This is a genomic window from Thalassovita mediterranea, from assembly GCA_019448215.1.
Taxonomy (GTDB): domain Bacteria; phylum Pseudomonadota; class Alphaproteobacteria; order Caulobacterales; family Hyphomonadaceae; genus Henriciella.
This window is the reverse complement of the sequence record CP080408.1, coordinates 1691044-1712935: the sequence shown is the minus strand read 5'-3', so window position 1 is coordinate 1712935 and position 21892 is coordinate 1691044. Positions and strand designations below refer to the sequence as shown.

Annotated in this window: 21 protein-coding genes and 1 other RNA gene; 13 read left to right on the top strand and 9 right to left on the bottom strand. The window is 61.2% G+C overall.

Annotation, left to right across the window (positions count from 1 at the left end; genetic code table 11):
- Positions 1 to 339, bottom strand: a complete 339-nt coding sequence (locus tag KUV46_08480; GenBank protein QYI99394.1) for a hypothetical protein — start codon at positions 337 to 339, stop codon at positions 1 to 3.
- 179 nt (positions 340 to 518) lie between these two features.
- On the opposite strand from KUV46_08480, the gene KUV46_08475 reads away from it, so the two are divergent.
- The 5 genes from KUV46_08475 to KUV46_08455 all read left to right on the top strand — a co-directional run bounded on the left by KUV46_08475 (position 519) and on the right by KUV46_08455 (position 4991).
- Positions 519 to 1502, top strand: a complete 984-nt coding sequence (locus tag KUV46_08475) for a nitronate monooxygenase (GenBank protein ID QYI99393.1) — start codon at positions 519 to 521, stop codon at positions 1500 to 1502.
- Positions 1503 to 1577: 75 nt separating this feature from the next.
- The gene (locus KUV46_08470; protein ID QYI99392.1) at positions 1578 to 2492 is read left to right on the top strand and encodes an oxygenase MpaB family protein; all 915 of its coding nucleotides are present in this window, start codon (positions 1578 to 1580) and stop codon (positions 2490 to 2492) included.
- A 151-nt stretch (positions 2493 to 2643) separates the two neighbouring features.
- A complete protein-coding gene (locus KUV46_08465) occupies positions 2644 to 3567 on the top strand; it encodes an SDR family oxidoreductase (GenBank protein ID QYI99391.1) in 924 nt (307 codons plus the stop codon).
- A 126-nt stretch (positions 3568 to 3693) separates the two neighbouring features.
- Positions 3694 to 4392 carry a pirin family protein gene (locus tag KUV46_08460; protein ID QYI99390.1) on the top strand — a complete coding sequence of 233 codons (699 nt, stop codon included), beginning with the start codon at positions 3694 to 3696 and terminating at the stop codon, positions 4390 to 4392.
- A 116-nt stretch (positions 4393 to 4508) separates the two neighbouring features.
- Positions 4509 to 4991, top strand: a complete 483-nt coding sequence (locus KUV46_08455) for a hypothetical protein (protein ID QYI99389.1) — start codon at positions 4509 to 4511, stop codon at positions 4989 to 4991.
- A 3-nt stretch (positions 4992 to 4994) separates the two neighbouring features.
- On the opposite strand, the gene KUV46_08450 is transcribed toward KUV46_08455, so the two are convergent.
- Genes KUV46_08450 through queC form a run of 3 tightly spaced genes read right to left on the bottom strand, consistent with a single transcriptional unit; the run spans position 4995 to position 6729 of the window.
- A complete protein-coding gene (locus KUV46_08450; protein QYI99388.1) occupies positions 4995 to 5420 on the bottom strand; it encodes a 6-pyruvoyl tetrahydropterin synthase family protein in 426 nt (141 codons plus the stop codon).
- Entirely contained in the window at positions 5375 to 6025 is a 651-nt protein-coding gene (queE, locus tag KUV46_08445) for a 7-carboxy-7-deazaguanine synthase (protein ID QYI99387.1), read from the bottom strand. The genes KUV46_08450 and queE overlap by 46 nt, the downstream gene beginning before the upstream one ends.
- The gene (gene queC / locus KUV46_08440; GenBank protein ID QYI99386.1) at positions 6022 to 6729 is read right to left on the bottom strand and encodes a 7-cyano-7-deazaguanine synthase QueC; all 708 of its coding nucleotides are present in this window, start codon (positions 6727 to 6729) and stop codon (positions 6022 to 6024) included. The genes queE and queC overlap by 4 nt, the downstream gene beginning before the upstream one ends.
- 247 nt (positions 6730 to 6976) lie before the next feature.
- Between queC and KUV46_08435 the strand changes: the two genes are divergently transcribed.
- The 3 genes from KUV46_08435 to KUV46_08425 all read left to right on the top strand — a co-directional run bounded on the left by KUV46_08435 (position 6977) and on the right by KUV46_08425 (position 11855).
- The gene (locus KUV46_08435; protein ID QYI99385.1) at positions 6977 to 9880 is read left to right on the top strand and encodes a TonB-dependent receptor; all 2904 of its coding nucleotides are present in this window, start codon (positions 6977 to 6979) and stop codon (positions 9878 to 9880) included.
- A 124-nt stretch (positions 9881 to 10004) separates the two neighbouring features.
- Positions 10005 to 11216, top strand: a complete 1212-nt coding sequence (locus KUV46_08430; protein QYI99384.1) for a PQQ-dependent sugar dehydrogenase — start codon at positions 10005 to 10007, stop codon at positions 11214 to 11216.
- A gap of 18 nt (positions 11217 to 11234) precedes the next feature.
- Positions 11235 to 11855, top strand: a complete 621-nt coding sequence (locus KUV46_08425) for a glutathione S-transferase family protein (GenBank protein QYI99383.1) — start codon at positions 11235 to 11237, stop codon at positions 11853 to 11855.
- Between the two features lie 130 nt (positions 11856 to 11985).
- On the opposite strand, the gene recR is transcribed toward KUV46_08425, so the two are convergent.
- Genes recR through KUV46_08410 form a run of 3 tightly spaced genes read right to left on the bottom strand, consistent with a single transcriptional unit; the run spans position 11986 to position 14681 of the window.
- A complete protein-coding gene (gene recR, locus KUV46_08420) occupies positions 11986 to 12585 on the bottom strand; it encodes a recombination mediator RecR (protein ID QYI99382.1) in 600 nt (199 codons plus the stop codon).
- Positions 12586 to 12591: 6 nt separating this feature from the next.
- A complete protein-coding gene (locus KUV46_08415) occupies positions 12592 to 12915 on the bottom strand; it encodes a YbaB/EbfC family nucleoid-associated protein (GenBank protein ID QYI99381.1) in 324 nt (107 codons plus the stop codon).
- An 11-nt stretch (positions 12916 to 12926) separates the two neighbouring features.
- On the bottom strand, positions 12927 to 14681 hold the full coding sequence (locus tag KUV46_08410) for a DNA polymerase III subunit gamma/tau (protein QYI99380.1): 1755 nt from the start codon (positions 14679 to 14681) through the stop codon (positions 12927 to 12929).
- Between the two features lie 100 nt (positions 14682 to 14781).
- Between KUV46_08410 and KUV46_08405 the strand changes: the two genes are divergently transcribed.
- Positions 14782 to 16275: a cryptochrome/photolyase family protein gene (locus KUV46_08405; GenBank protein QYI99379.1), complete on the top strand. Its 1494-nt coding sequence runs from the start codon at positions 14782 to 14784 to the stop codon at positions 16273 to 16275.
- Positions 16276 to 16510: 235 nt separating this feature from the next.
- Here KUV46_08405 and KUV46_08400 read toward each other — a convergent pair whose 3' ends face one another.
- A complete protein-coding gene (locus KUV46_08400; protein ID QYI99378.1) occupies positions 16511 to 16903 on the bottom strand; it encodes a hypothetical protein in 393 nt (130 codons plus the stop codon).
- Between the two features lie 190 nt (positions 16904 to 17093).
- Here KUV46_08400 and KUV46_08395 point away from each other — a divergent pair, with 190 nt between their 5' ends.
- The 3 genes from KUV46_08395 (at position 17094) to KUV46_08385 (ending at position 20626) form a co-directional block, all read left to right on the top strand.
- Positions 17094 to 18539, top strand: coding sequence for an SEL1-like repeat protein (locus tag KUV46_08395; protein ID QYI99377.1), 1446 nt, complete (start codon positions 17094 to 17096; stop codon positions 18537 to 18539).
- 253 nt (positions 18540 to 18792) lie between these two features.
- Positions 18793 to 19338: a hypothetical protein gene (locus KUV46_08390; protein QYI99376.1), complete on the top strand. Its 546-nt coding sequence runs from the start codon at positions 18793 to 18795 to the stop codon at positions 19336 to 19338.
- Positions 19339 to 19699: 361 nt separating this feature from the next.
- The gene (locus KUV46_08385; protein ID QYI99375.1) at positions 19700 to 20626 is read left to right on the top strand and encodes an HNH endonuclease; all 927 of its coding nucleotides are present in this window, start codon (positions 19700 to 19702) and stop codon (positions 20624 to 20626) included.
- A gap of 17 nt (positions 20627 to 20643) precedes the next feature.
- Here KUV46_08385 and ffs read toward each other — a convergent pair.
- Positions 20644 to 20740, bottom strand: an RNA gene (ffs, locus tag KUV46_08380) — signal recognition particle sRNA small type.
- 64 nt (positions 20741 to 20804) lie between these two features.
- Here ffs and nudC point away from each other — a divergent pair.
- Positions 20805 to 21731 carry an NAD(+) diphosphatase gene (gene nudC / locus KUV46_08375; protein ID QYI99374.1) on the top strand — a complete coding sequence of 309 codons (927 nt, stop codon included), beginning with the start codon at positions 20805 to 20807 and terminating at the stop codon, positions 21729 to 21731.
- Positions 21732 to 21892 lie beyond the last annotated feature (161 nt).

Genomic DNA, 21892 nt, shown 5'->3' with positions numbered 1-21892 from the left:
TTACTGGGGGGTGGTTTCGCTGGTCGTTTCCGGCGAACCATCTTCTTCCATGCCATATTCACCGGTCAGGTCGCCCTCTGGCGTGGGCACAGAACCTTCGCTGTCCATGTTAGCGGGACCCGTGTCGACGCGGGTATCAACGACGGCATTGTCGTTCGGCTCCTCTGAACCGTCGCCATCAATCAGGTCTTCTGTCTCGGCGCTACCATCCTGCTCGCCGTAGACATATTCAGGCGTCCCGGTTTCTGCGCCAACTTCTTGCGACACATCCTGTTCGCGGTCGGTGCACGCGCCCATCAGAAGTGCGGACGCTGCGAGAAGTACGATCTTGAAGTTCATTCTAAACTCCTGTGGCGGTGGGCCACGGCTGCTCGGGTTAATCTGTGTAAATAATCGGTGAAGCGGCGATTGGTTCCGGGCGGCGGCGTTAACACTCTCGTCCTGCCGTCGCGAGACGACTTCACAAACCAGCCTGAGAGCGCATTGATGGCGCCCAAGATACTTTGGGAGATAGCATCATGAGCCTGCACACACCGCTTTGCGATTTTCTGGGCGTGAAATACCCGATCATGCTCGCCGGCATGGGCGGCGTCTCGTACGCTGAGCTTGCCGCCGCCATGTCAAATGCCGGTGGCTATGGCGTCCTCGGCATGGCTGGCACGACGCCGGATTTCATCGCCGAACAGATGAAGAAGGTCCGCCAGCTGACGGACCAGCCTTTCGGTGTAGACCTTCTGGCCGCCTCGCCCGAAAGCCTCGAGGAATCCGTCGATGTCATCATCAATGGCGGCGCAGACAGCTTCGTAGCCGGTCTCGGCGTGCCAATGCCGATCATGGAGAAGCTGAAAAAGGCCGGTCTGAAAGTCATGGTCGTCGGCGGCGCGGTGAAGCACGCCATCAAGGCGGAGCAGGCAGGCTGTGACGCCGTCATCCTGCAAGGCGGCGAAGGCGGTGGCCATACCGGTCTTGTCGGCACCATGCCGCTGGTCGCGCAGGCCGTCGAAGCCGTCGACATCCCAGTCATTGCCGCGGGCGGCATTTATGATGGGCGCGGCCTCGCAGCGTCTCTTGCCCTTGGCGCTGTCGGCGTCTGGATGGGCACGCGCTTCATCGCTTCGGAAGAGGCGCACGCGGCAAACCTCTACAAGCAGACTGTGGTTGGCGCAGGCGATACCGACACGACCCGCACGCGCTGCTATTCCGGCAAGCCGATGCGCTGCCGCACCAATGAGTATATCCTCGACTGGGAAAGCCGCCCGGAGGACATCCAGCCCTTCCCGCACCAGGCGATCCACTCCAACAAAACCGGCGTGATCGGCGGCATTGGCGGCATCACCGATGAAGCCAAGCTCAATGCGGACACGTCCTGCTTCGCCATGGGCCAGTCTGCAGGCGGCGTGAAAGACGTCCTGCCGGTGAAGGACATCGTCGAGCGTATCATCGCCGAAGCCGATGCCAGCATCGCAAAAGTCGCGGGCTACCGCTCAGAAGTGATAGCTTGAGCCTGATCCTTCCGGCGATTATTAGTACACGTTCTAATTTTTTGAACGGTGCCAATCGCCGGAAGGACAGGACCCATGCAGAAACTTAAATCGTATCTGGGCTGGAAAGTAGACTTCACCACGCCTGAGGGCGAAGCGGCGTATGCTGCGCCCGATTCCGTTTCCTGGCGCGTCTTCAAGAACCCGATCGCGCTTGCCATTGGCGGTGTTGCCGCTGTCCTGCTTGAATTTGCCGATGCCCGCATCCGCTCTGGTGTCTGGGATCACTCGGTCTTCAAGACCGACCCTATCGGCCGCTCACAACGGACCGGCATGGCCGCCATGGTCGGTGTCTATGGCCCGGCCAGCGCCGCACGCCGTATCATTCAGGGCGTGACCAACATGCATGCCAAGGTCGAAGGCACGACCCCGTCCGGTGAGGCCTACAAGGCGCTGGACGTGGAGCTGCTCGACTGGGTCAGTGCGACAGCTGGCTATGGCTTCCTGACGGCCTATGACCGCTTCGTGCAGCCGCTTTCCTATGAGGAAAAGTGCCGCTTCTATGAGGAAGGCGTCGACGTTGCCCGCCTCTACGGCGTTGAAAGCCCGCTGCGCAAACCCGAAGACTTCGACGCCATGCTGGCCAGCCTCCTGCCACGGTTTGAGCCGCACCCGATCAACACCGAATTCCTCGACATCATCAAATCCGGACAGGCCGCGCGCAACGTGCCAAAGGCGCTGCACCGGGCGCTCGCGAATGCCTCTGTCTCCATCCTGCCATCATCGGTCCGCGACCGTCTCGAACTTGGCAAGGAATACAACCTCAATCCCGTCTCATCCCTTGCCGTGAAGGCCATGGGCCGGGTGGCAGAGCACACGCCCGTCAAAGGCAGCCCGCCCGCCGACGCTGCCGTCCGGCTCGGCCTACCATGGAACTTCGCCTGGAAAAGCGAGAGCGCCAAGGCTCGCCTGATGGCGGAACATGGCGCCGCGCAGGTTGCTGCCGAATAAGCCTCTCTCCGAAGGAGAAATCGCCGCTGCAGCCCTGACCCTTTTTTGCCTGCAGCGGCGATAGGTCTCCCTCAATCGACTTGCCAAGTTTTGCCTGAGGGTGTTGGAACGCATCCAACCCTTTTGAACAAAGCGATTGAGGAGGAAATTCATGGGCGTACTCGACGGAAAAGTGATCCTGGTCACCGGTGGCGGTAACGGCATCGGCAAGGAATGCGCGCTGCTCGCAGCCAAGGAAGGAGCAAAAGTCGTCGTCAATGATCTCGGCGGCGGCCTCAGCGATGCGGGCAGCGATGCCGGCGATGCGGGCCCGGCCGAAAAAGTCGCTCAGGAAATCCGCGCCGCTGGCGGCGAAGCTGTTTCGAACTCTGACAGCGTGACGGACTACAAGGCCGTCGAAGGCATGATCGAACAGGCCAAGGATGAGTTCGGCGGCCTGCACGGCATCATGAACCCGGCTGGCATCCTGCGTGACGGCATGTTCCACAAGATGTCCGAAGCCGACTGGAAGGCCGTCATCGACGTTCACCTCAACGGCTCCTTCAACGTGACCCGCGCATCAGTGAACCATTTCCGCGACCAGGAAGACGGCTCCTACGTCCTCTTCACCTCGACGACGGGTCTTATCGGAAACATTGGCCAGGCAAACTATGGCGCCGCCAAGCTCGGCATTGCCAGCCTGTCGCGCATCATCGCCATGGAAGGTGAGCGCAAGAATGTTCGCTCCAACGTCATCGCGCCATTTGCATGGACCCGCATGATCGCGTCCATCCCTGTGAAGGACGAAGCCGGCCGTGAGCGCGTCGAGCGCATGAAGAACGGCATGCGCGCCGATCAGGTCGCCCAGCTTGCCGTTGCACTCTGCGCTGATGCTGCAAAGGATGTCAGCGGCCAGATATTCTCTGTGCGCGGCAATGAAGTCGTGCTCTTCGACCAGCCGCGTCCGGTGAAATCGGTTGCCCGCCTCGAAGGCTGGACGCCAGAGACGCTGCTCAATCAGGGCCTGCCTTCGATGAAGGGCAGCTTCATGGACATGGGCGCGACCACCTCGGTCTTCCCGTACGAACCTATCTAGGCATCAGGCTCTGGCTGCAGCGTCCATTCATTCGGGCGCTGCATAAGTCATCTGCCCAACACCCCATTGGCGCGGCAGCGATGCCGCGCCATTTCTGTGTCCGGAACACAAAACCGGAGATGACCCATGATCGATATCAGACGTTTCACAGGGCTCGGTGCATTCAGGAATGAGTGGCTCGACGCCCATTATCATTTCTCTTTCTCGCAATATTACGACCCGTCCCGCATGGGCCACGGCAAGCTGCGCGTCTGGAATGACGACAAGATCCGTCCCCAGACCGGCTTCCCGCCGCATGGCCACCGGGACATGGAAATCATCACCTATGTCCGCTCTGGCGCGATCACGCACCAGGATTCCATGGGTAATAAGGGCCGCACCGAAGCCGGTGACGTCCAGGTGATGAGTGCCGGTCGCGGTGTGCAGCATTCTGAATGGAATGCTGAAAATGAGGAAACCACCCTCTTCCAGATCTGGATTGAGCCAGCCACGGCAGGCGGCGAGCCAGGCTGGGGCGCACGCAAATTCCCGAAGGCGGACCGGTCGGGTTCGTGGGCTGTCCTCGCGAGCGGCGACGTGAGCGATGAAGCTCTGCCGATCCGTCAGGACGCAAAGGTGCTCGGTGCGACCGTAAAGGCCGGCGAGACGCTGGAATACAGCGTTTCGGCAGGCCGCCACGGCTATCTCGTCCTTGCAGACGGATCGGTCGACCTCAACGGCAAGGACCGCCTGAATGCCCGCGACGGCGTTGCGATCACGGGCCCCGAGAAAATCACCATTAACGGTGTGTCTGACGCAGAGATTGTCTTCGTCGATACCGTCTAGGCCGCCCCTCAAAGCTGCTGCCTGCCTCGGCGGGCAGCAGCTATATCGCAACCGCGACTACGCTGGGCGCGTTTCTCTGCTATAATAGGCAAGTGCCTTTTAGAGGAGGTAAGTTCATGAAAACCGCATTTCTCGCCCTTACAGCGATGGCGCTCTCCCCGTTTGCGTCCGCCACGGATATCGAAATCACCTATTCGCCTGAGTTTCAGGAAAAGCTTCAGGATGATTACGGCATCAAGGAAGGCGACAAGCTCAAGGACGACATTCGCAGCGATCTCGAACGCGAGCTGGGCAAGGCGAACCTCGATCCGGCGCGCGTCTCGGTGACGATCGTCGATGCGAAACCCAACCGCCCGACCATGGAGCAGATGGGACGCCGCCCTGGCCTCGACATGCTTCGTTCAAAGTCGCTCGGTGGGATGGAGCTTGCAGGTGTTGCCTATGACGCAAGCGGCACGCCCGTTGGCCAGCTGCAATATGACTGGTTCGAAAATGACATCACGCAGGTCGTCGCCTCTGGCGTCTGGAGTGATGCCTCACGCGCCTCGCGCCGCTTTGCGCAGAAATTCGCTGAAGAGCTTTCAGACCCGGAAAGCTAGGGCCTACTGACCAAGCTCCAGCGTGCAGCTTTCATTCAGGCTCGGCCGCGACAGCGTGATGCGGCTGAGCCCTGGAAGCTCGGCTTTGATTTCACGCGCGGCCCAGAGGCAGATGCGCTCCAGTGTCGGCACTGACAGCCCATCAATCTCATTCAGAAGCGAGTGATCGAGCTTCTCTGCCGTCGCCTTGAGCGCTTCGGTCAGCTTGCTGAAATCCTCGACCCATTCCTCGCCCGGCTTTACCCGTCCCTTGATGGCGGCCTCGAGGCGGAAGGAATGCCCATGCAGATTGCGATACGGGTGGCCTTCAGGCTTCCCGCCCATGAAATGCGCAGCCTCAAAGGTCACCGCCTTCGAGATCTCGAACACTTCGCCTGACGGGCTCAGGGCAGCCCGATCAGTTTGTGGGTTTGTAAGCTCAGTCGCCATTCCGGATGCTTCATACAGTAGTCGGCCGCAGCCGCGATGTTTTCGGCCTGCCTGTTATCATCTTTGGGCTGAAGGAAGAAGTGTTCGAACTGCAGCGCAGCAAAACGCTCTGGCTGCGCTTCTGGCTCGGTCTGCGGATAGACGAGTTTCAGTTCATTCCCGCTAAGCTGCACGATGTCCGAATTTGCCTTGGGCGACACGCATATCCAGTCGAGGCTCGCTGGCGCAGGCAGGGTCCCGTTCGTTTCCACCCCAACCTCGAAGCCGCGGGCATGCAGCGCAGCAATCGCCGCCTCATCAAGCTGCAGCAGCGGCTCACCGCCCGTGCAGACCACATAGCCCGCGCCGCTTTCGCCCGTCTTCTTCCGCCATACGGAAACAACATGATCGGCCAGCGCATCTGCGCCTTTGAACTTGCCGCCATTCTCGCCGTCCGTGCCGACAAAATCAGTATCGCAGAACTTGCAGACCGCGCTTTCGAGGTCGCGTTCCAGTCCGCTCCAGAGATTACAGCCCGCAAAGCGCAGGAAGACGGCCGCACGCCCGGTCTGTGCGCCCTCGCCCTGCAAGGTCACATAGGCCTCTTTCACGGAATAGGTTTTCAACTCTGGCGCTCCCGCCACTTTTCATAGCCCTTGGCGCGAAGGTCGCAGGCAGGGCAGTTGCCGCAGCCATAGCCCCAGTCATGGCGGGTGCGATGGTCGCCCATGTAACAGCTATGGGTCTTCTCGACGATGAGATCGACGAGCGCCTCGCCGCCAATGTCAAAAGCCAGCTGCCATGTTTCCGCCTTGTCGAGCCACATGAGCGGCGTCTTCAGGGTGAATTGCCGGTCCATGCCGAGCGACAGCGCTTTCTGCTGCGCATCAATCGTGTCGCGCCGGCAGTCCGGATAGCCGGAATAGTCCGTCTCACACATGCCTCCGATGATCACATCAATCCCGCGGCGCCAGGCCAGGGCGGCCGAAAGCGTCAGGAAGATGAGATTGCGCCCCGGCACGAAGGTCGACGGAAGACCGTCCTCATTCTCCGTGATTTCAGTCTCGCGGGTCAGCGAGGTTTCGCTGATCTGGCCGAGGACGCCAAGGTCGATCAGATGGTCCTCGCCGAGACGGTCTGCCCATTGCGGAAAGTCCTGGCGAATCGCGGTCAGCACATGCTCCCGGGCATCCAGCTCCACGCGGTGGCGCTGGCCATAATCAAATCCCACAGTTTCAACGTGGCGATAGCGCTTTAGCGCAGACGCGAGACATGTTGTGGAATCCTGTCCGCCGGAAAACAGGACAAGTGCTGATGATGACTGGCTCATAGCCCGGGCAGATAGCAGACGGGCCAAGTCGCTCCAAGCTAAACCTTCCTTAAGGTCAGCCCCCAGTTACCCAAAAAACACGGCAAATATTCAAGTTCTCGTGTACCGAGTAAGTTGTTGACAAATTGTCACATCTACCGATCAACTATCCAGCGGGGCACGACCAAAAACAAAAAAGTCGGCCCGTGAGGAAACGCAATCAATGAGACGGTCGACCAGAATGGCCGCTCATCTGGGAGGAGTTGAGATGACTAAAAAGACACCCGAAAAGTATCTAATGCTGGCGGGCGCCTCGGCGATCGCACTCAGCATGCTTGCGCCGGTCGCGACCGCGCAGGACGACGGCGGCGATGTAGAAGTCCGCCGCACGCTTGGCACGGTTCTCGTGACCACGCAGAAAACCGAAGAGTCCATTCAGGACGTTCCAATTGCCGTGTCGGCCTTCGATGAAGAAGCGCTCGAAAAGCTTCAGCTGACCGGTGGCCCTGACCTCGTCCGCTCGATCCCGAACGTGTCGTTCACCAAGGGCAACTTCGGCGGCTCCTATAACTTCAAGATCCGCGGCATCGGTGCCGACCTCGTTGCCCAGTCCGGTGACGCTGGTGTGGGTGTCCACCAGAACGACGTGCCTCTGACGGCCAACCGGCTCTTCGAAGCTGAATTCTACGATGTGGAACGCGTCGAAACCCTGCGCGGCCCGCAAGGCACGCTTTACGGCCGTAACGCAACGGGCGGCGTGATCAACGTCATTACCGCAAAGCCGGTCTTCGAAGAATTCCAGGCTGACCTGAACCTCACCTACGGCAACTACAACACCTTCAAGGCGAAGGGCATGTTGAACGTCCCGCTCGGTGAGAAGGCCGCATTCCGCCTCGCTGGCTCGCTGCTTCAGCGTGACGGCTATGTGGACAACGTCGTCACCGGCAACGACATCGACGACCGTGATCTCTACGGCTTCCGCGCCACGCTGGCCGTTGAACCGACAGACCGCCTCCGCGGCTTCATTTCCTATGACTATTTCGAGGAAGACGATTCGCGTCTGCGCTCGGGCAAGCAGCTCTGTGACAAGGATCCGTTCCTGACGAGCTTTGCGAACATCCCAATTTCCGGCGCTGACCAAGTCTACACCACGCTGGGCTGTCAGGAAGCACCTCTCAGCCAGTCTACTGACCGCGTGAACTCTGCTGGTACGCTCGGCGGTGGTCTCGGTATCGCGGCGGGCCTCCTCAACGGCGACGCCTTCACCGATCCGCTGATCCAGGATCTGCGCACCATCGAATCGGCTTTCGATCCTGTCTACAAGGCTGACCAGGAGCTCTTCACATGGAAGGCCGAGTTTGATCTCACTGACTCTCTCTTGCTGACCTATCTCGGCAGCTATAATGAGACGTCTGCCGTGTCGGTCGAGGACTATAACAAGATCGCACCGAACGTGACGTTCAACGATCTCTCCGGTATTCCTCCAGGTATCAGCCCGACAGCGGACCTCTACAACGCCCTCTTCCCTGGCGGGGTTGTGAACGATCCACAGCTGGGCGCGTCGAACACGTTCCGCACGTTCGACATCTCCGGCGGCGGCAGCGAGCAGACCACCCACGAACTGCGCCTGCAGTCGGACTTTGATGGCCGGTTCAACTTCAACCTCGGCGCCATCTCCGTCGACTTCGAAGCTATCGACCCGAATGACCCGACCGCTGGTTATGTCGTTCTGTCCAACACGCTCACCGCGCTGACCCAGTTCAACAACGCGACCGGTGGCGGCGTCTTTGGCGGTCCGGTTCCGATCGACACCTCTGGTGGCTCGGTTGGCCCGATCAGCAACTTCAGCGGCTTTGGCGGCAACTATTTCCGCTCGCTCTCGCCGTACCGTCTGGAATCCTTCGCTGTCTTCGGTGAAGGCTATTTCGACCTGACGGATAACCTCCAGCTGACCATCGGTCTTCGCTACACCGATGACCAGAAGGAGCAGGACAACATCCCGACGGCCCTGTTCGTGCCTAACCCGAACCCGACAGCCAACCTTTCACCACAGCCAATTCCTGGCAACGACAATGACGATGCCGGCGACGGCAGCTACAATGTCGCTTTCGAGGAAACCACAGGCCGTATCGGTCTCGACTGGCAGCCTGATCTCAGCTTCACCGATGATACGCTGATCTACGGCTTCTACTCGCGTGGCTATAAGGGCGGTGGTATCAACCCGCCACAACCAGCCGGTGCGTCGAACTTCCCGCAAACCTTCGATCCGGAGTTCATCGACTCCTACGAAATCGGTACGAAGAACACGCTCGCCTCAGGTGCCCTGCAGCTGAACGCAACGGGCTTCTACTACAACTATGAAGGCTACCAGATCACGCAGATCGTGAACCGCTCATCTGCGAACTTCAACATCGATGCAAAGCTGCAAGGCTTCGAAATCGAGACGATCTGGAACCCGGCGTCGACCTTCGTGATCAACGCCAACCTCGGCCTTCTCGATACCGAGATCCAGGACACCTTCGCGATCGACGTGCTTGACCGCACCAATGGCCGTGCTGACCTGATCACGCTGAAGAACGCACAGACCTATTCGAACTGTGTTGTCTCGGCGCAGGGTTACGCCACCGTGCTCGGCGCGATCCAGGCCGGCCTGCTGGCACCTGGCTCTACCGCAGGCCTCTGCGTCGGCGCCTTCGCCGGTCAGGAAGCCGCCTTCGGTGTGCCAAGCGTGACCTACACGGACTCGACCGGCACGACCCGCACGATCGGCGGCCTGACGCCGTTTGATGGTGAGGCCAAGGATCTCGACGGTAACTCCATTCCAGGTGCGCCGGAAACGACGCTCAGCCTGGGTGCAGAGTACACCTTCGAAGGCATCTTCGGCGGCGCCTGGGATGCTCGCATCCGCGGTGACTACTACTACCAGGGCGACAGCTTCAGCCGCGTCTGGAACACCGGCGGTGACCAGCTGGAAAGCTGGAACAACCTCAACCTCGCTGTCGTCTTCTTCAATGACGAGAACGGCCTCGAGTTCGAGATCTTCGGCAAGAACGTCACCGATGAAGAGGTCATCACCGGCCGCTACCTCACCGATGACAGCTCGGGTCTCTTCTCCAACATCTTCCTGACCGAGCCACGCCTCTACGGTGTGCGGGTCCGCAAGAGCTGGTAGTCAGGTCTGATACAAATCCTGAAAGGGCGGCCCTCGAAAGGGGCCGCCCTTTTCTTTTGGGCAGGTCAATTGCGTTGCCCGGCCAAGCCCCTAGATTACCGGACAGACAATCGTGGGAGAGATCATGAGATTCCTGGCACTGACAGCGAGCGCCCTTATTCTAGCGGCCGCCTGCTCGCAGCCCGACACTGAGGCGCCTTCGCAAACTGCCGAAACCGACACGCCGGCGGCAGAAGCAAGCGAAGGAGAGACCGGCGAGACCGCGGCTGATGCGCTTGTCAGCGAAGACGGCTTCCGCCTGACGCCCGTCGCCACTGGCCTCGAATTTCCCTGGGACATGCTCTTCCTTCCTGACGGCACAATGCTCGTCACAGAACGCAGCGGCGCCATCCGCCTGGTTCGCGATGGCGAGCTTCTGCCAGAGCCGGTCGCCGGGACGCCAGAAGCTCATGTGAATGCGCAGGGCGGGTATTTCGCCATGGCGATCGACCCGGACTTTGCCAGCAACCGCAAACTCTACCTCGCCTTCGCCAAAGGCACCGCCGAAGAGAATACGACCGCCGTCGTCTCCGGCGTCCTGTCGGATGATGCGAGCGAACTGACCGATGTGCAGGAAATCTTCACCGGCGCGCCGCGCGAAACCTCCCACCATTATGGCGGGCGGCTGGCCTTCCTGCCCGATGGCACGCTCATCGTCACGCTCGGCGAAGGCTTCCGCTATATGGAAGAAGCCCAGAACCCGCAGAATTATCACGGCACAATCGTCCGCCTGAACACGGACGGCTCCTTCCCGGAAGACAATCCTTTTATCGATGGCGAGAACGGCCTGCCCGGCGTCTGGAGCTATGGCCATCGCAATGTGCAGGGCCTCGTCTGGGATGAAGCCCGCGAAACGCTCTGGGCGCATGAGCATGGGCCAAAAGGCGGCGATGAGCTGAACCGTATCGAAGCCGGCAATAATTATGGCTGGCCAGCCATCACCTATGGCGTGAACTATGACGGCACCATCATCACCGATGAAACCGAAGCGCCCGGCATGGAGCAACCGGTCATCAAATGGGTGCCCTCCATCGCCCCGTCAGGCATGGCGCTTGTCAGCGGCGACGTCTGGTCTGAATGGGACGGCGACCTCATCGTCGGCGCCATGAATGGCCCGCGCGGCCAGAAGCTCGTCCACATCATGCTGGACGAGGAAGGCAATGTGACCGGTCAGGCCGACCTCATGGCCGATCTCGAAATTCCCTTCCGCGATGTCGCCATCGGCCCGGACGGCAATCTCTATGCGGCGACCGCCAATATGGACGGCGTCGTCTACCGCATCGACCGAAACGAATAGGCCAAGGAAGCCACTCTTATGATCATTCTCCACCACCTGCGCATCGGGCGCTCGATCTTCACTGTCTGGCTACTGGAAGAGCTCGGCCTCGACTACGAACTCAAGGTCTATCACCGCCATCCGCAGACCTTCCGTGCGCAGGAAGACCTGAAAGAGGCCACCCCGCTCGGCAAGTCGCCGACCCTCGAAATCGACGGCGTCATGATGACCGAGTCCGGCGCCATCGCCGCCTATCTCGTCGATCATTACGACCCGGACGGCAAACTCGCCCCGCCGCGCAGCGACAAGCAGGCCTGGGCCGAATTCCAGCGCTGGCTCCACTATCCGGAGGGCTCTGCCTTCCTGCCGCTCTTCATGCGGATGCTACAGGCGCGCGAAGGCGACAATCCTTCTCCGGTTCACAAGGCGTTTGCAGATGGCGAGGTGCCGCTCCATCTCGGCCTGCTCGACAAGCAGCTTGAAGGCCGCGAGTTCATCCTGGGTGACAAGTTCCAGGCGCCAGATATCGGAGTCACCTATATCTGCAACATGGCAGAACGGCTTGGAGAGCTCGGCCCCTACAAGAATCTCCAAGCCTATTATCATCGCAACATGGAGCGCCCCGCCTGGAAGCGCGCCAAGGAACGCGCGGTCGAGTAGCGCACTCAGTTCCCCACCCCGACCCTCCCCGCTCGCGGGGAGGGGGCGATGCTCACAATGGGAAGCGCAAGTTCAAAGCTCGGCGAAACTGTATCCCCTCCCCTCTAGGGAGGCTTAGGGTGGGGCCTTCCTAGCGCCGCGAGCGCATCGCCGCCGCCAGCGTACCTTCGTCGAGATGATCAAGCTCGCCGCCATGCGGCACGCCCTGGGCAAGCCGCGTGGTGGTCACGTCCAGCCCTTCCAGCTGGTCGCGCACATAGTCGACGGTGATCTGCCCATCGAGCGTAGCGCTGAGCGCGAAGATCACTTCCTTGACCTCGCCGCCTTTGACCCGGTCCACCAGCATGCCGATGGTCAGGTCTTCAGGTTCCACGCCGTCTAGCGGCGACAGCACGCCGCCAAGCACGTGATAGCGGCCGCGAAAGGCGCTCGCGCGCTCCAGTGCCCAGAGGTCCGGCACATCCTCAACCACGCAGATGACGCTGTCGTCCCGGCCCGTATTCTGACAGACCGCACAGGGCTGCAGCGTGTCGTAATTCCCGCACGTCTTGCACTGCTCGATCCGGTTACCGGCCTCGGCCAATGCGTCCGCGAGCGGCATGAGCAGCTGGTCCTTGCGTTTCAACAGGTGCAACGCCGCTCGCCGGGCCGAGCGCGGGCCCAGACCGGGAAGCTTCCCGATCAGCTCAATCATTTTCAGGATTTCAGGTCCCGCGCTCTTCTGGCTCATTGAAGCTTAGAACGGCATCTTGAAGCCGGGCATCATGCCGCCAAAGCCGGAGGTGGCTTCCTTCATGGCCTTTTCCATTTCCTCGTCGAGGCGCTTTCGCGCATCGCCGTGCGCTGCCTTGACCAGGTCTTCGATGATCTCGGCTTCGTCTTCCAGAAGGGACGGGTCGATGTTCAGGCTGACCATTTCGCCCTTGCCGCGCAGGCGAACCGTCACGAGGCCAGCGCCAGCAATGCCTTCAGCTTCGATCTGTTCGATCTTCTGCTGGGCTTCCTGCATCTTGGCCTGCATCTCTTGGGCCTGCTGCATGATCTTTGAGAGGTCTTTCATACCCACGGGACCTAGCCTTTCCTTTGATTGGCAACGCGCAAGGGGACGACATTGTCCTCTGCCACGGGCTCTTCAAGTGTATCGCTGCCGCGCACGTCCAGAATCGTGAGGCCGGGAATGGCGCTGATCGCGGCGGCGACGTCCGTGTCGGCCTTTACCGCTTCGATCCGTTCGCGCTTCAGCCGGTCTTCGCGCTCGCTGATCGTTTCGCCCGGCGTCTCGCCCCGCTTGGTGCTGACGTCCCACTCATGGCCGGTGGCAATCTCGAGGAAGTCTGTCAGCCTGCGAAGCAGATCGACCGGCGCGCCATCTTTCAGGTCGCAGCTGATCGTGCCGTCGGCAAAGACGAATGGGCGGATATAGGCCTTCGCCTCACCCCAGAGGACGGGCTCACGCTCTTTCTCCAGAAGGTCGAGCACATCTTCAAACTTAGAGAGGCGCGCGCCCGGGTCGCCGCCGACAGGCACGACATTCGGGTCAGACTTCCCGCCCTTGCCGCGCGCGCTGGAACCGCTATTGCCGCCGCCTTCGGCGATCATCCGGGCCGCATCTTCCGGGGAAGGCAGGCCCGCCGCCGTTACAAGGCGCAGGATCACCATGCGCAGGGCGACGTCCGCCTCCGGCGCACTTTGCGTGTCGCGATAGCCCGATAGCAGGATCTGCCAGTTGCGCTGAGCCTGCGCCGGGGTGACGCTGTCAGCGATCTGACGGGTCCGTGTCGTCCAGTCGGACGGGCCGGGCAGCGTATAGTTGTCGCCCATGGCCTGAACCGTCGCGACATCGGCAGCGATCTCCAGCAGGTCCTTCATCAGGATCAGTGGGTCGGCACCGATCTGGATCTGGTCAGTGATCTCGCTCACCGCCTCGCTCGCCTTGCCGGTCACCGCGTACTCAAACGCATCGAGCAGGCGAAGCCGGTCGCCGAGACCCAGCATGTCGCGCACCGCTGCGCCAGTAATCTCGCCGCCATCAAGGCCCTGCACGATAGCCTGATCGAGGATGGAAAGACCGTCGCGGACAGAGCCTTCAGCGGCCCGCGCAATCAGTGTGATGCCCTCTTCGGAAATCTTCGCGCCTTCGCGGCCAGCGATCTTGCCGAGGTGCGCAGCAAGCTCGCCCGTATCGAGGCGTTTAAGATCAAAGCGTTGACAGCGCGACAGCACCGTCACGGGCACCTTGCGGATTTCGGTCGTCGCGAAGATGAACTTCACATGTGGCGGCGGCTCTTCCAGCGTTTTCAGGAGCGCGTTAAAGCTCGCCGTCGAGAGCATGTGAACTTCGTCGATGATGTAGACCTTGTAGCGCGCCGAGACGGGCGAATAGCGCACCCCGTCCAGCAGGTCGCGCATGTCTGCCACACCAGTGCGGGACGCCGCGTCTAGCTCCAGCACGTCCGGATGGCGGCTTTCCATGATGGCCTTGCAGTGCTCACCCGGCGGGTCGAGCTTGAGGCTCGGGCCCGGATGATCCTCACCCTCATAGTTGAAAGCGCGCGCCAGAAGCCGGGCGGTCGTCGTCTTGCCGACCCCGCGCACGCCGGTCAGCATGAAAGCGTGGGCAATGCGATTGAGCTCGAACGCGTTGCGCAGCGTGCGGACCATCGCCTCCTGACCGATCAGGTCAGAGAAAAGCTTCGGGCGATATTTGCGCGCCAGCACCTGATAGGACGGCCCCCCCGAACCGGGGGCAGCTTCTTCCTCCGCAAACATGGAGAAAGTCGCGTCATCGCGCTCATCGTCGCCGGGAAGATCAGTTTCGTCGCTCATGCGCGTTTACTAATGGCAGGGACTCGGGGGTCTCGGCAATGGCGCGCCAGCGGTTTTGCAGCCTTTGCCTGTGAACCGATCGACCTAGCTCTAGCCAGCGATGACCAAGGCACTCCTGATCTTTCCGCACCATCTGTTCAACCACCATCCGGGGCTCGACAAGCGCCCGGACCGGATCTGCCTCGTCGAGGACACGCTGTTCTTCGGCGACCGGCAATATCCGATGAGCTTTCACAAGCAGAAGCTCTGGCTGCACCGGGCGAGCATGGCGCGCTATGCCAAGCGGCTCGAAGGGCTGAAGCCGGAATTTGAATATGTCCGCTATGAGGCTGGCAAGCCTTTGCTGAAGCCCCTTCTAGCACGCCTTGCCAAGGCGGGGATCAAGGAGATCGTCACCTGCGACCCGTCTGACTTCATCTTGGAAAAGCGCCTCAAGGCCTATTGCGAGGCCCACGACCTCGACCTCACCCTGATCAATACGCCGCTCTTCCTGAATACACCGGGCGAGAACCGGGCGTGGCGGGAAGATAACAAGTCCTGGTTTCAGGCGGAGTTCTACAAGCGCCAGCGCCGTCATTTCGATGTCCTCATGAATGGCGACAAGCCGAAGGGCGAGCAGTGGAGCTTTGACGATGAGAACCGCAAGAAAGTCCCGAAGAAGCTGAGGGACAGCGTTCCCCAGCTCCCTGCCAAAGAGCCGGACGAGATCGAGGAAGAGGCCCGGCGGTCAGTCGAAGAAGATTTCCCGGACAATTACGGATCGCTCGACACCCTCTACTGGCCAACCAGCCATGAGGATGCCGAAAGCTGGCTCGGCGCCTTCCTGAATGAGCGGTTCGAGCTGTTCGGACCTTATGAGGACGCCATTCTGGAGGGCGAGAGCCTGCTCTGGCATTCGGCGATCACCCCTATGCTGAACATTGGGCTCCTCACCCCGCAGCTGGTTCTGGATGCGGCCAAGGCCTTCATCGAGACGAAAGACATCCCGATGAATTCCGCCGAAGGCTTTATCCGGCAGGTCATTGGCTGGCGCGAGTTCATGCGCGCGACCTATGAGGATATCGGCGTGCCGATGCGCACGACGAACCATTGGGGACATACGCGCAAACTGCCCGAAAGCTTCTGGACCGGCGAGACCGGGATCGACCCCATAGACGATGTCATCAAGCGCATCCTCAGGACTGGATACTGCCACCATATCGAGCGGCTGATGGTGCTCGGCGGGTTCATGTTCATCTGCGAGATCGACCCCGACGATATCTACAGATGGTTCATGGAGATGTTCGCCGACTCCTATGACTGGGTCATGGTGCCGAACGCCTATGCGATGAGCCAGAATGCCGATGGCGGGCGCATCACGACGAAGCCTTATTTCTCCGGCTCAGCCTATATCCGGAAGATGGGCAACCATGAGAAAGGCGACTGGTGCGATATCTGGGACGGCCTTTACTGGCGCTGGATCTGGCGCAACCGCGAGCAGCTGGCAGGCAATCCCCGCTGGGCGATGATGGTGTCCATGGCCGAGAAGATGGATGAGGGAAAGCGGGACGGGCATTTGAAGACGGCGGCCAATTTTCTGAGGGGCTTGGGGTAGGCCCCACCCCGACCCTCCCCAAGGGGGAGGGGGATGGCGTCGTGCAGGGTTTTGAAGCAAGCGCCTTTGCTGGAAGGTCTGCGCCCCCTCGCCTTAAGGGGAGGGTCGGGGTGGGGCCAGCACCAGCAGCCGCAGACCCGGTTGGGTGCGGCTTTTCAATCGATTTCACCTGGGGTCAGCGCGTACGCCCGCGTCCTTCGACTTCGCTCAGGATGAGGGCGTTTGGGATTGCAGTCTAGGGCGGCAATATCACCTGCGGCAGGCCAGCGATGGCATCGCTCTGCCCGGCCAAAACGCCGCCAATACCCATCATCAGCACTAACAGCGCAAGGCCCTCGCCGGCACGCGCCATCAATGCGGCCGCGCGGGCATCAGGGTCGAGCTTTTCCCATGGGGTGCGGGCGGCATAGGCCGTCCAGTCGCATGGGTCCTTTGCGTCCTCGCGGACATCGAGCGTGATATAGATCCGCCCATTGCGGGCGACCGCATAACCGACAAGGCCGGAGCCGCCTTCGGCGCGGCGCGCCTTCAGATAGGCCTCAAGCCGGTAAAGGTCCCAGAAGAAGACCGGCCAGAGCCAGACTTCCAGGACCGCAAGCGTGCTGAGGATGAAGGAGCGCTTGACCATGGAGGCGACCATAGTCGGGCCGCCAGAGGGGCGGACAAATTCGGTGCAAGGGCGGTGTATCTGCCGGTGTACTGGCGGTGCAGCCACGGTGTTTTGAGGGAAGCTGGTGCAGACGCTGGACTTTCGCCCCGACGGGGTGAAAAATCAGGCGGGACAATTTTCCAAGGCTTTTGTGGTGGGAGGCCTCTTCATGCTCAAATGGCTTCAGGCAGCGCTTCTGGCCGCCTCATTCTTCGGGGCGGCGCATGCCCAGAATTTGGTGATCACGCCAGTGCCCGAAGCGCCGTGGGCAGAGCCCGGCAGCGTCACCTACCTCCAGAATGAGCGCGCCAAGACGCTCTATGCCAGCGGGCAATATGAAGAAGCGCGCCAGATCTGGGAGAGCCTCATCCCCTATGGGAGCCTCGAGGCGCACACCAATCTCGGCGTCTATTATCGCCAGGGCAAAGCCGTCACACCCGACTATGACAAGGCGGTCGCGCTCTGGCAGGTGGCGGCGGCGCAGAATTTCCCGCCGGCGCTCTACAACCTCGCCGCGCTTTACCGCGAAGGCTGGCCGGGCCATCCCGCAGACCCCCAGAAGGCGTTCGAGACCTACGTCATGTCGGCGCGCGCGGGCAATGAGACAGCCGCCTATGTCGCCGCGCAGATGGCTTTCAATGGCGAGGGCGTGCCGGTGAATTTCGAGGATGGCCACAGGCTGCTGCGGCTTGCTGCAGACCTTGGGCATCCGAACGCCTTCCTCACCATGGGCAAGTTCGATGAGCTCGGCCTCAACCCGGAAGGCGACCTCCTCTCTGCCCGCGAATGGTATGAGAAGGCCCAATCGATGGGCCATCCGATGGCGGCGAGCGCCATTGCCTCCCTGCCCCCGCTCGACATTGAGTTTGCGACTACGCTGATGCGTCAGGGCCGCCACCAGAAGGCGCGCTATCTTGCAGACCGGCTCTGCTGGGAGATGAATGACGCCTATTCGTGTGAGCTGGCGGGCCGCTATGACCTCCTCGGCGCGGACGGTGTGCCGCGCAATTATGAGCGCGCCGCCATGTCACTGGAGCGGGCCTGTCTCGCTAATGTCCACAAGGCCTGCGTGAACTTTGCCCATGCAGTGGCCGAGGGCAGCCAGATTGCGCCGGAGAAGTTCACGCCGCTGCAGTTCCGCCGGGCCGAAAACAACTATGCCGCCGCTTGTGACCACCAGCAGGACTATGCAGCCTGCGCGGGTGTCGTCTTCTTCAACTATTACCCCTATTTCGGGCTGAACAGCCGCGAGCGGATCATGAAATATGGCGCGCGAGGCTGCATGAATGGCGGCAACCAGTTTGCCTGCGATGTCTGGATGCCGATGTTCAATGCCTCGCTGCCGCCTGTGCCGCGCGAACGCTCCAGTTCCGGCTTTGGCAATTTCCTCGGCAATACGCTGACCGCCGTGGTGGGCGGGCTGGCGGCCGGGGCAGAGGCCTATGCGGCGAATAGCGGGACGTCGAGCGGGTATTCCGGCTCATCCTACTCAAGCGCATCAAGCAGCCAGAGCTCCACCGGCAGCATGCGGGACTTCAACCAGTATCTGCGGGCAGTGAACTCCATCGGGACGGCTTATTCGGCGCCATGCCCGGCGAGTAATCCTTATTGTTGATGGGTGTTGCTCCCTTCTCCTTGGGGAGAAGGGCCGGGGATGAGGGGGCCTGCGTGTTCGGCCAGTCACGTACGTGTCAGTGATGCGAGATGATGACATCACTGCCGGGGAACCACTTTGCCCAAACGTAGCGCCCCCTCACCCCTAGCCCCTCTCCCAAGGGAGAGGGGAATGCCGTTACCAATGATAAACGCCCTCATCCTGAGCTTGTCGAAGGACGAGGGCGGTGAGCGGAGCGCTTTAGAAGAAACACATGCCCCACCCCCTGCCCCTCACCCTGATCGCAACCCTCTGCCTCACCGCCTGCGCCGCCTCCCCCGCCGTGGCCGACCAGAATGCGGCGGACAGGGCGGCACGCGACCTCATCGAACAGCTCGGCGCCCAGCAGACCTTTGCGATGCTCGGCTGGCAGCAGAACGCCGACTACAAACCGGCGGAGACCTGTTTCGAAACGTGGGCGGCGGCCGCCGATTTCACCGCGCCGGGCCTGCCAGATTGCGACGCCCACGCCGACGACCTCGCCCGGCTCTATGCCTCCTATGGCACTGAGGTAGACCCGGTGGTTTTCAAGTCAGGCGCCTACTGGGCCGCGTGGGCGGATTTCGGCCTGGCGTTTCCGGGCCTCGTCGCGGACTGGGAAGCGGCTGGTGGCAGCGAAGGTGATGCGAGCTTTCTGGATCACCCGGTCTGCGCCGCGCCGCTGCAGCAGGGCTGGGAAGGCTCGGCCTATTTCTATGACGGCGCTGAGCATCCGCTGTGCCGGCTCTACAAGATCGATCCGGTCGCGGCGGCGCAGTAGGGGGCGTTTCTCCCTTCTCCAGAATGCGGGGGAGGGAATAACTCCAGCTCTTGAACGTCATCCCGGAATTTGCGCCAGCAAATATCCGGGACCCAGAGCACTTTGAGACACTGGGTCCCGGATCGCCTACGGCGTCCGGGATGACGATTTTTGAGACGTGAGCCGTATGACCGCCCTGTTTCAGGCGCTCAAGGCCGGGCGGCTTGCAGCCGTGCCTGCGGCAGCCTTGACCGCCTGAAACCGGCCTGTCCTTGCTGGCTATGGCCGAATGGCGGGGTCCGCCATTCGGCCAGCACTAGAAACTTGCTGGCCCGGCACGAACACCTCAATGTGCAATTGGTGAAGCGATTAAGGAAGCACTGTGGTTAAGGCTGTTTTCGTGCAGGGCACTGCGTCCAAGTACGACGATCAAATCGGTAAGTATTACCATTTTCCGCGCCGATATCTGCAACGCGTGCAGGAAGCCCTCGGCGATTGGGTCGTCTTCTTTACCCCGGTAAAAGATCCGGGCGTCGCACCAGAAGAACGTGGCACTTATCGCGGCACGGCCCGACTGGTAGACATTCAGCCAGACCCGAATATCGCCGACCATTTTTATGTCAGCCTTGAACGGCCCACTGTTCAGGACTTTGCTATTGGCGTGCCGCGCATTGTCGATGGTGAGTTTCTGGAACCGCGCCTGGCTGGAAAAGCCGGACGCGTGAACACGGGCGTCGCTCTTCAGGCGGTGCGTCATATCTCGGATGAGACATTCGATAAAATCATTGCCCAAGCCGTGAAGCGCGAAGCGATTGAGCTTCCCCGCTATGAGGATGTTTCCGAAGATGAGCGCCCCGGCTTTGCCGACGCGCCCACTCCATTTCTTTTTGACCATGATCGTCAGACGATTGCATCACTCACAAACAAGCGCGTTCGCGATCGACGGTTCAGGCTGGCAGTCTTGATGGCTTACGAAAAGAAATGTGCCATTACCGGCTGGGACTTCGTGAACGGTGGCGGGCGCGCGGAAGTCGAAGCCGCTCATATCATACCAGTAGAGAACGACGGGCGAGACATCGTCAACAATGGCCTGGCGCTCTCTGGAACTGTCCACTGGATGTTCGATAAAGGGCTGATCAGCGTTGCTGATAATGACGAAATTCTGATCTCTCGAAAGGTCAATGACGCATCAAGCATCGAGCGAATTATCAATCCGTCGGGGCGTCTTATTCGACCAAAGCGCCGCGCACACCAGCCACACCCAGCGTTTCTGGACTGGCATCGCCGCAGGCACGGTTTCGCTGCTTAAGGGTTTGGGTGAATAAAAGCGGAGACTGGACAGTGACCCGAAGCGAAACTCGTTAGGGCTGCTTCGTTCCCGACCTGACCCGGTTGGCGAGGACTTCGTCCACCGCCAGCCTCCTGACCCCCATATCGCGTTTTGAAAGCGGGGTGACAAGGGGGCGGATGCTGATAGGGATATCGGCATGGCTAATACGACCAATTCCGATTTCATCCCGCTGGGCGCTCGCCCGATTGACCGCGCCGGCCATCACCGCACCGATGCTGACTGGCTGGCCTCTGCCTATGCGCGCGATGATGTGCTTGTCCTGTTGATGCAGGGGGGCCTGCCGCTGCTGGCGAAGGATGGCGGGCTTGTCTGGCTGGGGCCGGAGGCGGCGAAGCTCGCGCCCGGGTCTGAGCCGCTGTTTCTGGGCCTCGACAAGAATGGCACGCCTGTCTTCGCGGTGGAGATGCCGGGGGACTTTGATGTCGAAGCCTCGCTGATCGCCGGGACGGGGGAGTTTACTGATTTTCGCCAGGCCATGGGCCTGATGAGCGAGATGGAAGCCAACCTCGCCTCTACGGCGCGGTCCCTGTTTGAGTGGCATCGCTCGCACCGATTCTGCTCACGCTGCGGGGCAGAGAGCGCGCGCGCCGAGGCAGGCTGGAAGCGGGCCTGTACCGAGTGTACGGCCGAGCATTTCCCGCGCACCGACCCGGTCGCCATCATGCTGGCAGTGAAGGGCGACAAGTGCCTGCTGGGCCGTCAGAAGATGTGGCCGAAGGGCATGTGGAGCTGTCTGGCGGGCTTTATCGAGCCGGGCGAGACGCTGGAACAGGGCGCCGCGCGCGAGGTGCATGAGGAAGCGGGCATCCACTGCGACCCCGCCAAGACCGAATACCTGTTCTGCCAACCCTGGCCGTTTCCGTCGTCCCTGATGATCGGGCTGATCCTGCCCGCCGAGAGCGACGAGATCTCCGTCGACAAGAATGAGCTGGAGACCGCGCGCTGGTTCTCGCGCGAGGAAATCCGCCGCGTGCTGGCCGGCAAGCATGACGAGATGTTCGCGCCCCCGCCCTTTGCCGTAGCGCACCACATCATGAAGGAGTGGGCCGAGCGGGACGAGTAGTCTGGTGGTTCGCCCCCTCCGCCCTGCCGGGCACCTCCCCCGTCCACGGGGGAGGATGGCGTGACGCCGATGGTGGTCCTTCTTCCCCCGCATGCGGGGGAAGTGGCCCGCGAATGCGGGTCGAAGGGGGCAAATTCATCACACCGGAACGAGATGCCTGA

Bases quoted from the DNA above. Each gene is read 5' to 3' on its own strand.
- KUV46_08470 (QYI99392.1), top strand. From the start codon at position 1,578: ATGCAGAAACTTAAATCGTATCTGGGCTGGAAAGTAGACTTCACCACG.
- nudC (QYI99374.1), top strand. From the start codon at position 20,805: ATGGCTAATACGACCAATTCCGATTTCATCCCGCTGGGCGCTCGCCCG.
- KUV46_08390 (QYI99376.1), top strand. From the start codon at position 18,793: ATGCCCCACCCCCTGCCCCTCACCCTGATCGCAACCCTCTGCCTCACC.
- KUV46_08480 (QYI99394.1), bottom strand. From the start codon at position 339: ATGAACTTCAAGATCGTACTTCTCGCAGCGTCCGCACTTCTGATGGGC.
- KUV46_08430 (QYI99384.1), top strand. From the start codon at position 10,005: ATGAGATTCCTGGCACTGACAGCGAGCGCCCTTATTCTAGCGGCCGCC.
- KUV46_08425 (QYI99383.1), top strand. From the start codon at position 11,235: ATGATCATTCTCCACCACCTGCGCATCGGGCGCTCGATCTTCACTGTC.
- KUV46_08410 (QYI99380.1), bottom strand. From the start codon at position 14,681: ATGAGCGACGAAACTGATCTTCCCGGCGACGATGAGCGCGATGACGCG.
- KUV46_08475 (QYI99393.1), top strand. From the start codon at position 519: ATGAGCCTGCACACACCGCTTTGCGATTTTCTGGGCGTGAAATACCCG.
- KUV46_08450 (QYI99388.1), bottom strand. From the start codon at position 5,420: ATGGCGACTGAGCTTACAAACCCACAAACTGATCGGGCTGCCCTGAGC.
- queC (QYI99386.1), bottom strand. From the start codon at position 6,729: ATGAGCCAGTCATCATCAGCACTTGTCCTGTTTTCCGGCGGACAGGAT.
- KUV46_08400 (QYI99378.1), bottom strand. From the start codon at position 16,903: ATGGTCAAGCGCTCCTTCATCCTCAGCACGCTTGCGGTCCTGGAAGTC.
- KUV46_08415 (QYI99381.1), bottom strand. From the start codon at position 12,915: ATGAAAGACCTCTCAAAGATCATGCAGCAGGCCCAAGAGATGCAGGCC.
- KUV46_08465 (QYI99391.1), top strand. From the start codon at position 2,644: ATGGGCGTACTCGACGGAAAAGTGATCCTGGTCACCGGTGGCGGTAAC.
- KUV46_08455 (QYI99389.1), top strand. From the start codon at position 4,509: ATGAAAACCGCATTTCTCGCCCTTACAGCGATGGCGCTCTCCCCGTTT.
- recR (QYI99382.1), bottom strand. From the start codon at position 12,585: ATGAGCCAGAAGAGCGCGGGACCTGAAATCCTGAAAATGATTGAGCTG.
- KUV46_08405 (QYI99379.1), top strand. From the start codon at position 14,782: ATGACCAAGGCACTCCTGATCTTTCCGCACCATCTGTTCAACCACCAT.
- KUV46_08395 (QYI99377.1), top strand. From the start codon at position 17,094: ATGCTCAAATGGCTTCAGGCAGCGCTTCTGGCCGCCTCATTCTTCGGG.
- KUV46_08435 (QYI99385.1), top strand. From the start codon at position 6,977: ATGACTAAAAAGACACCCGAAAAGTATCTAATGCTGGCGGGCGCCTCG.
- KUV46_08460 (QYI99390.1), top strand. From the start codon at position 3,694: ATGATCGATATCAGACGTTTCACAGGGCTCGGTGCATTCAGGAATGAG.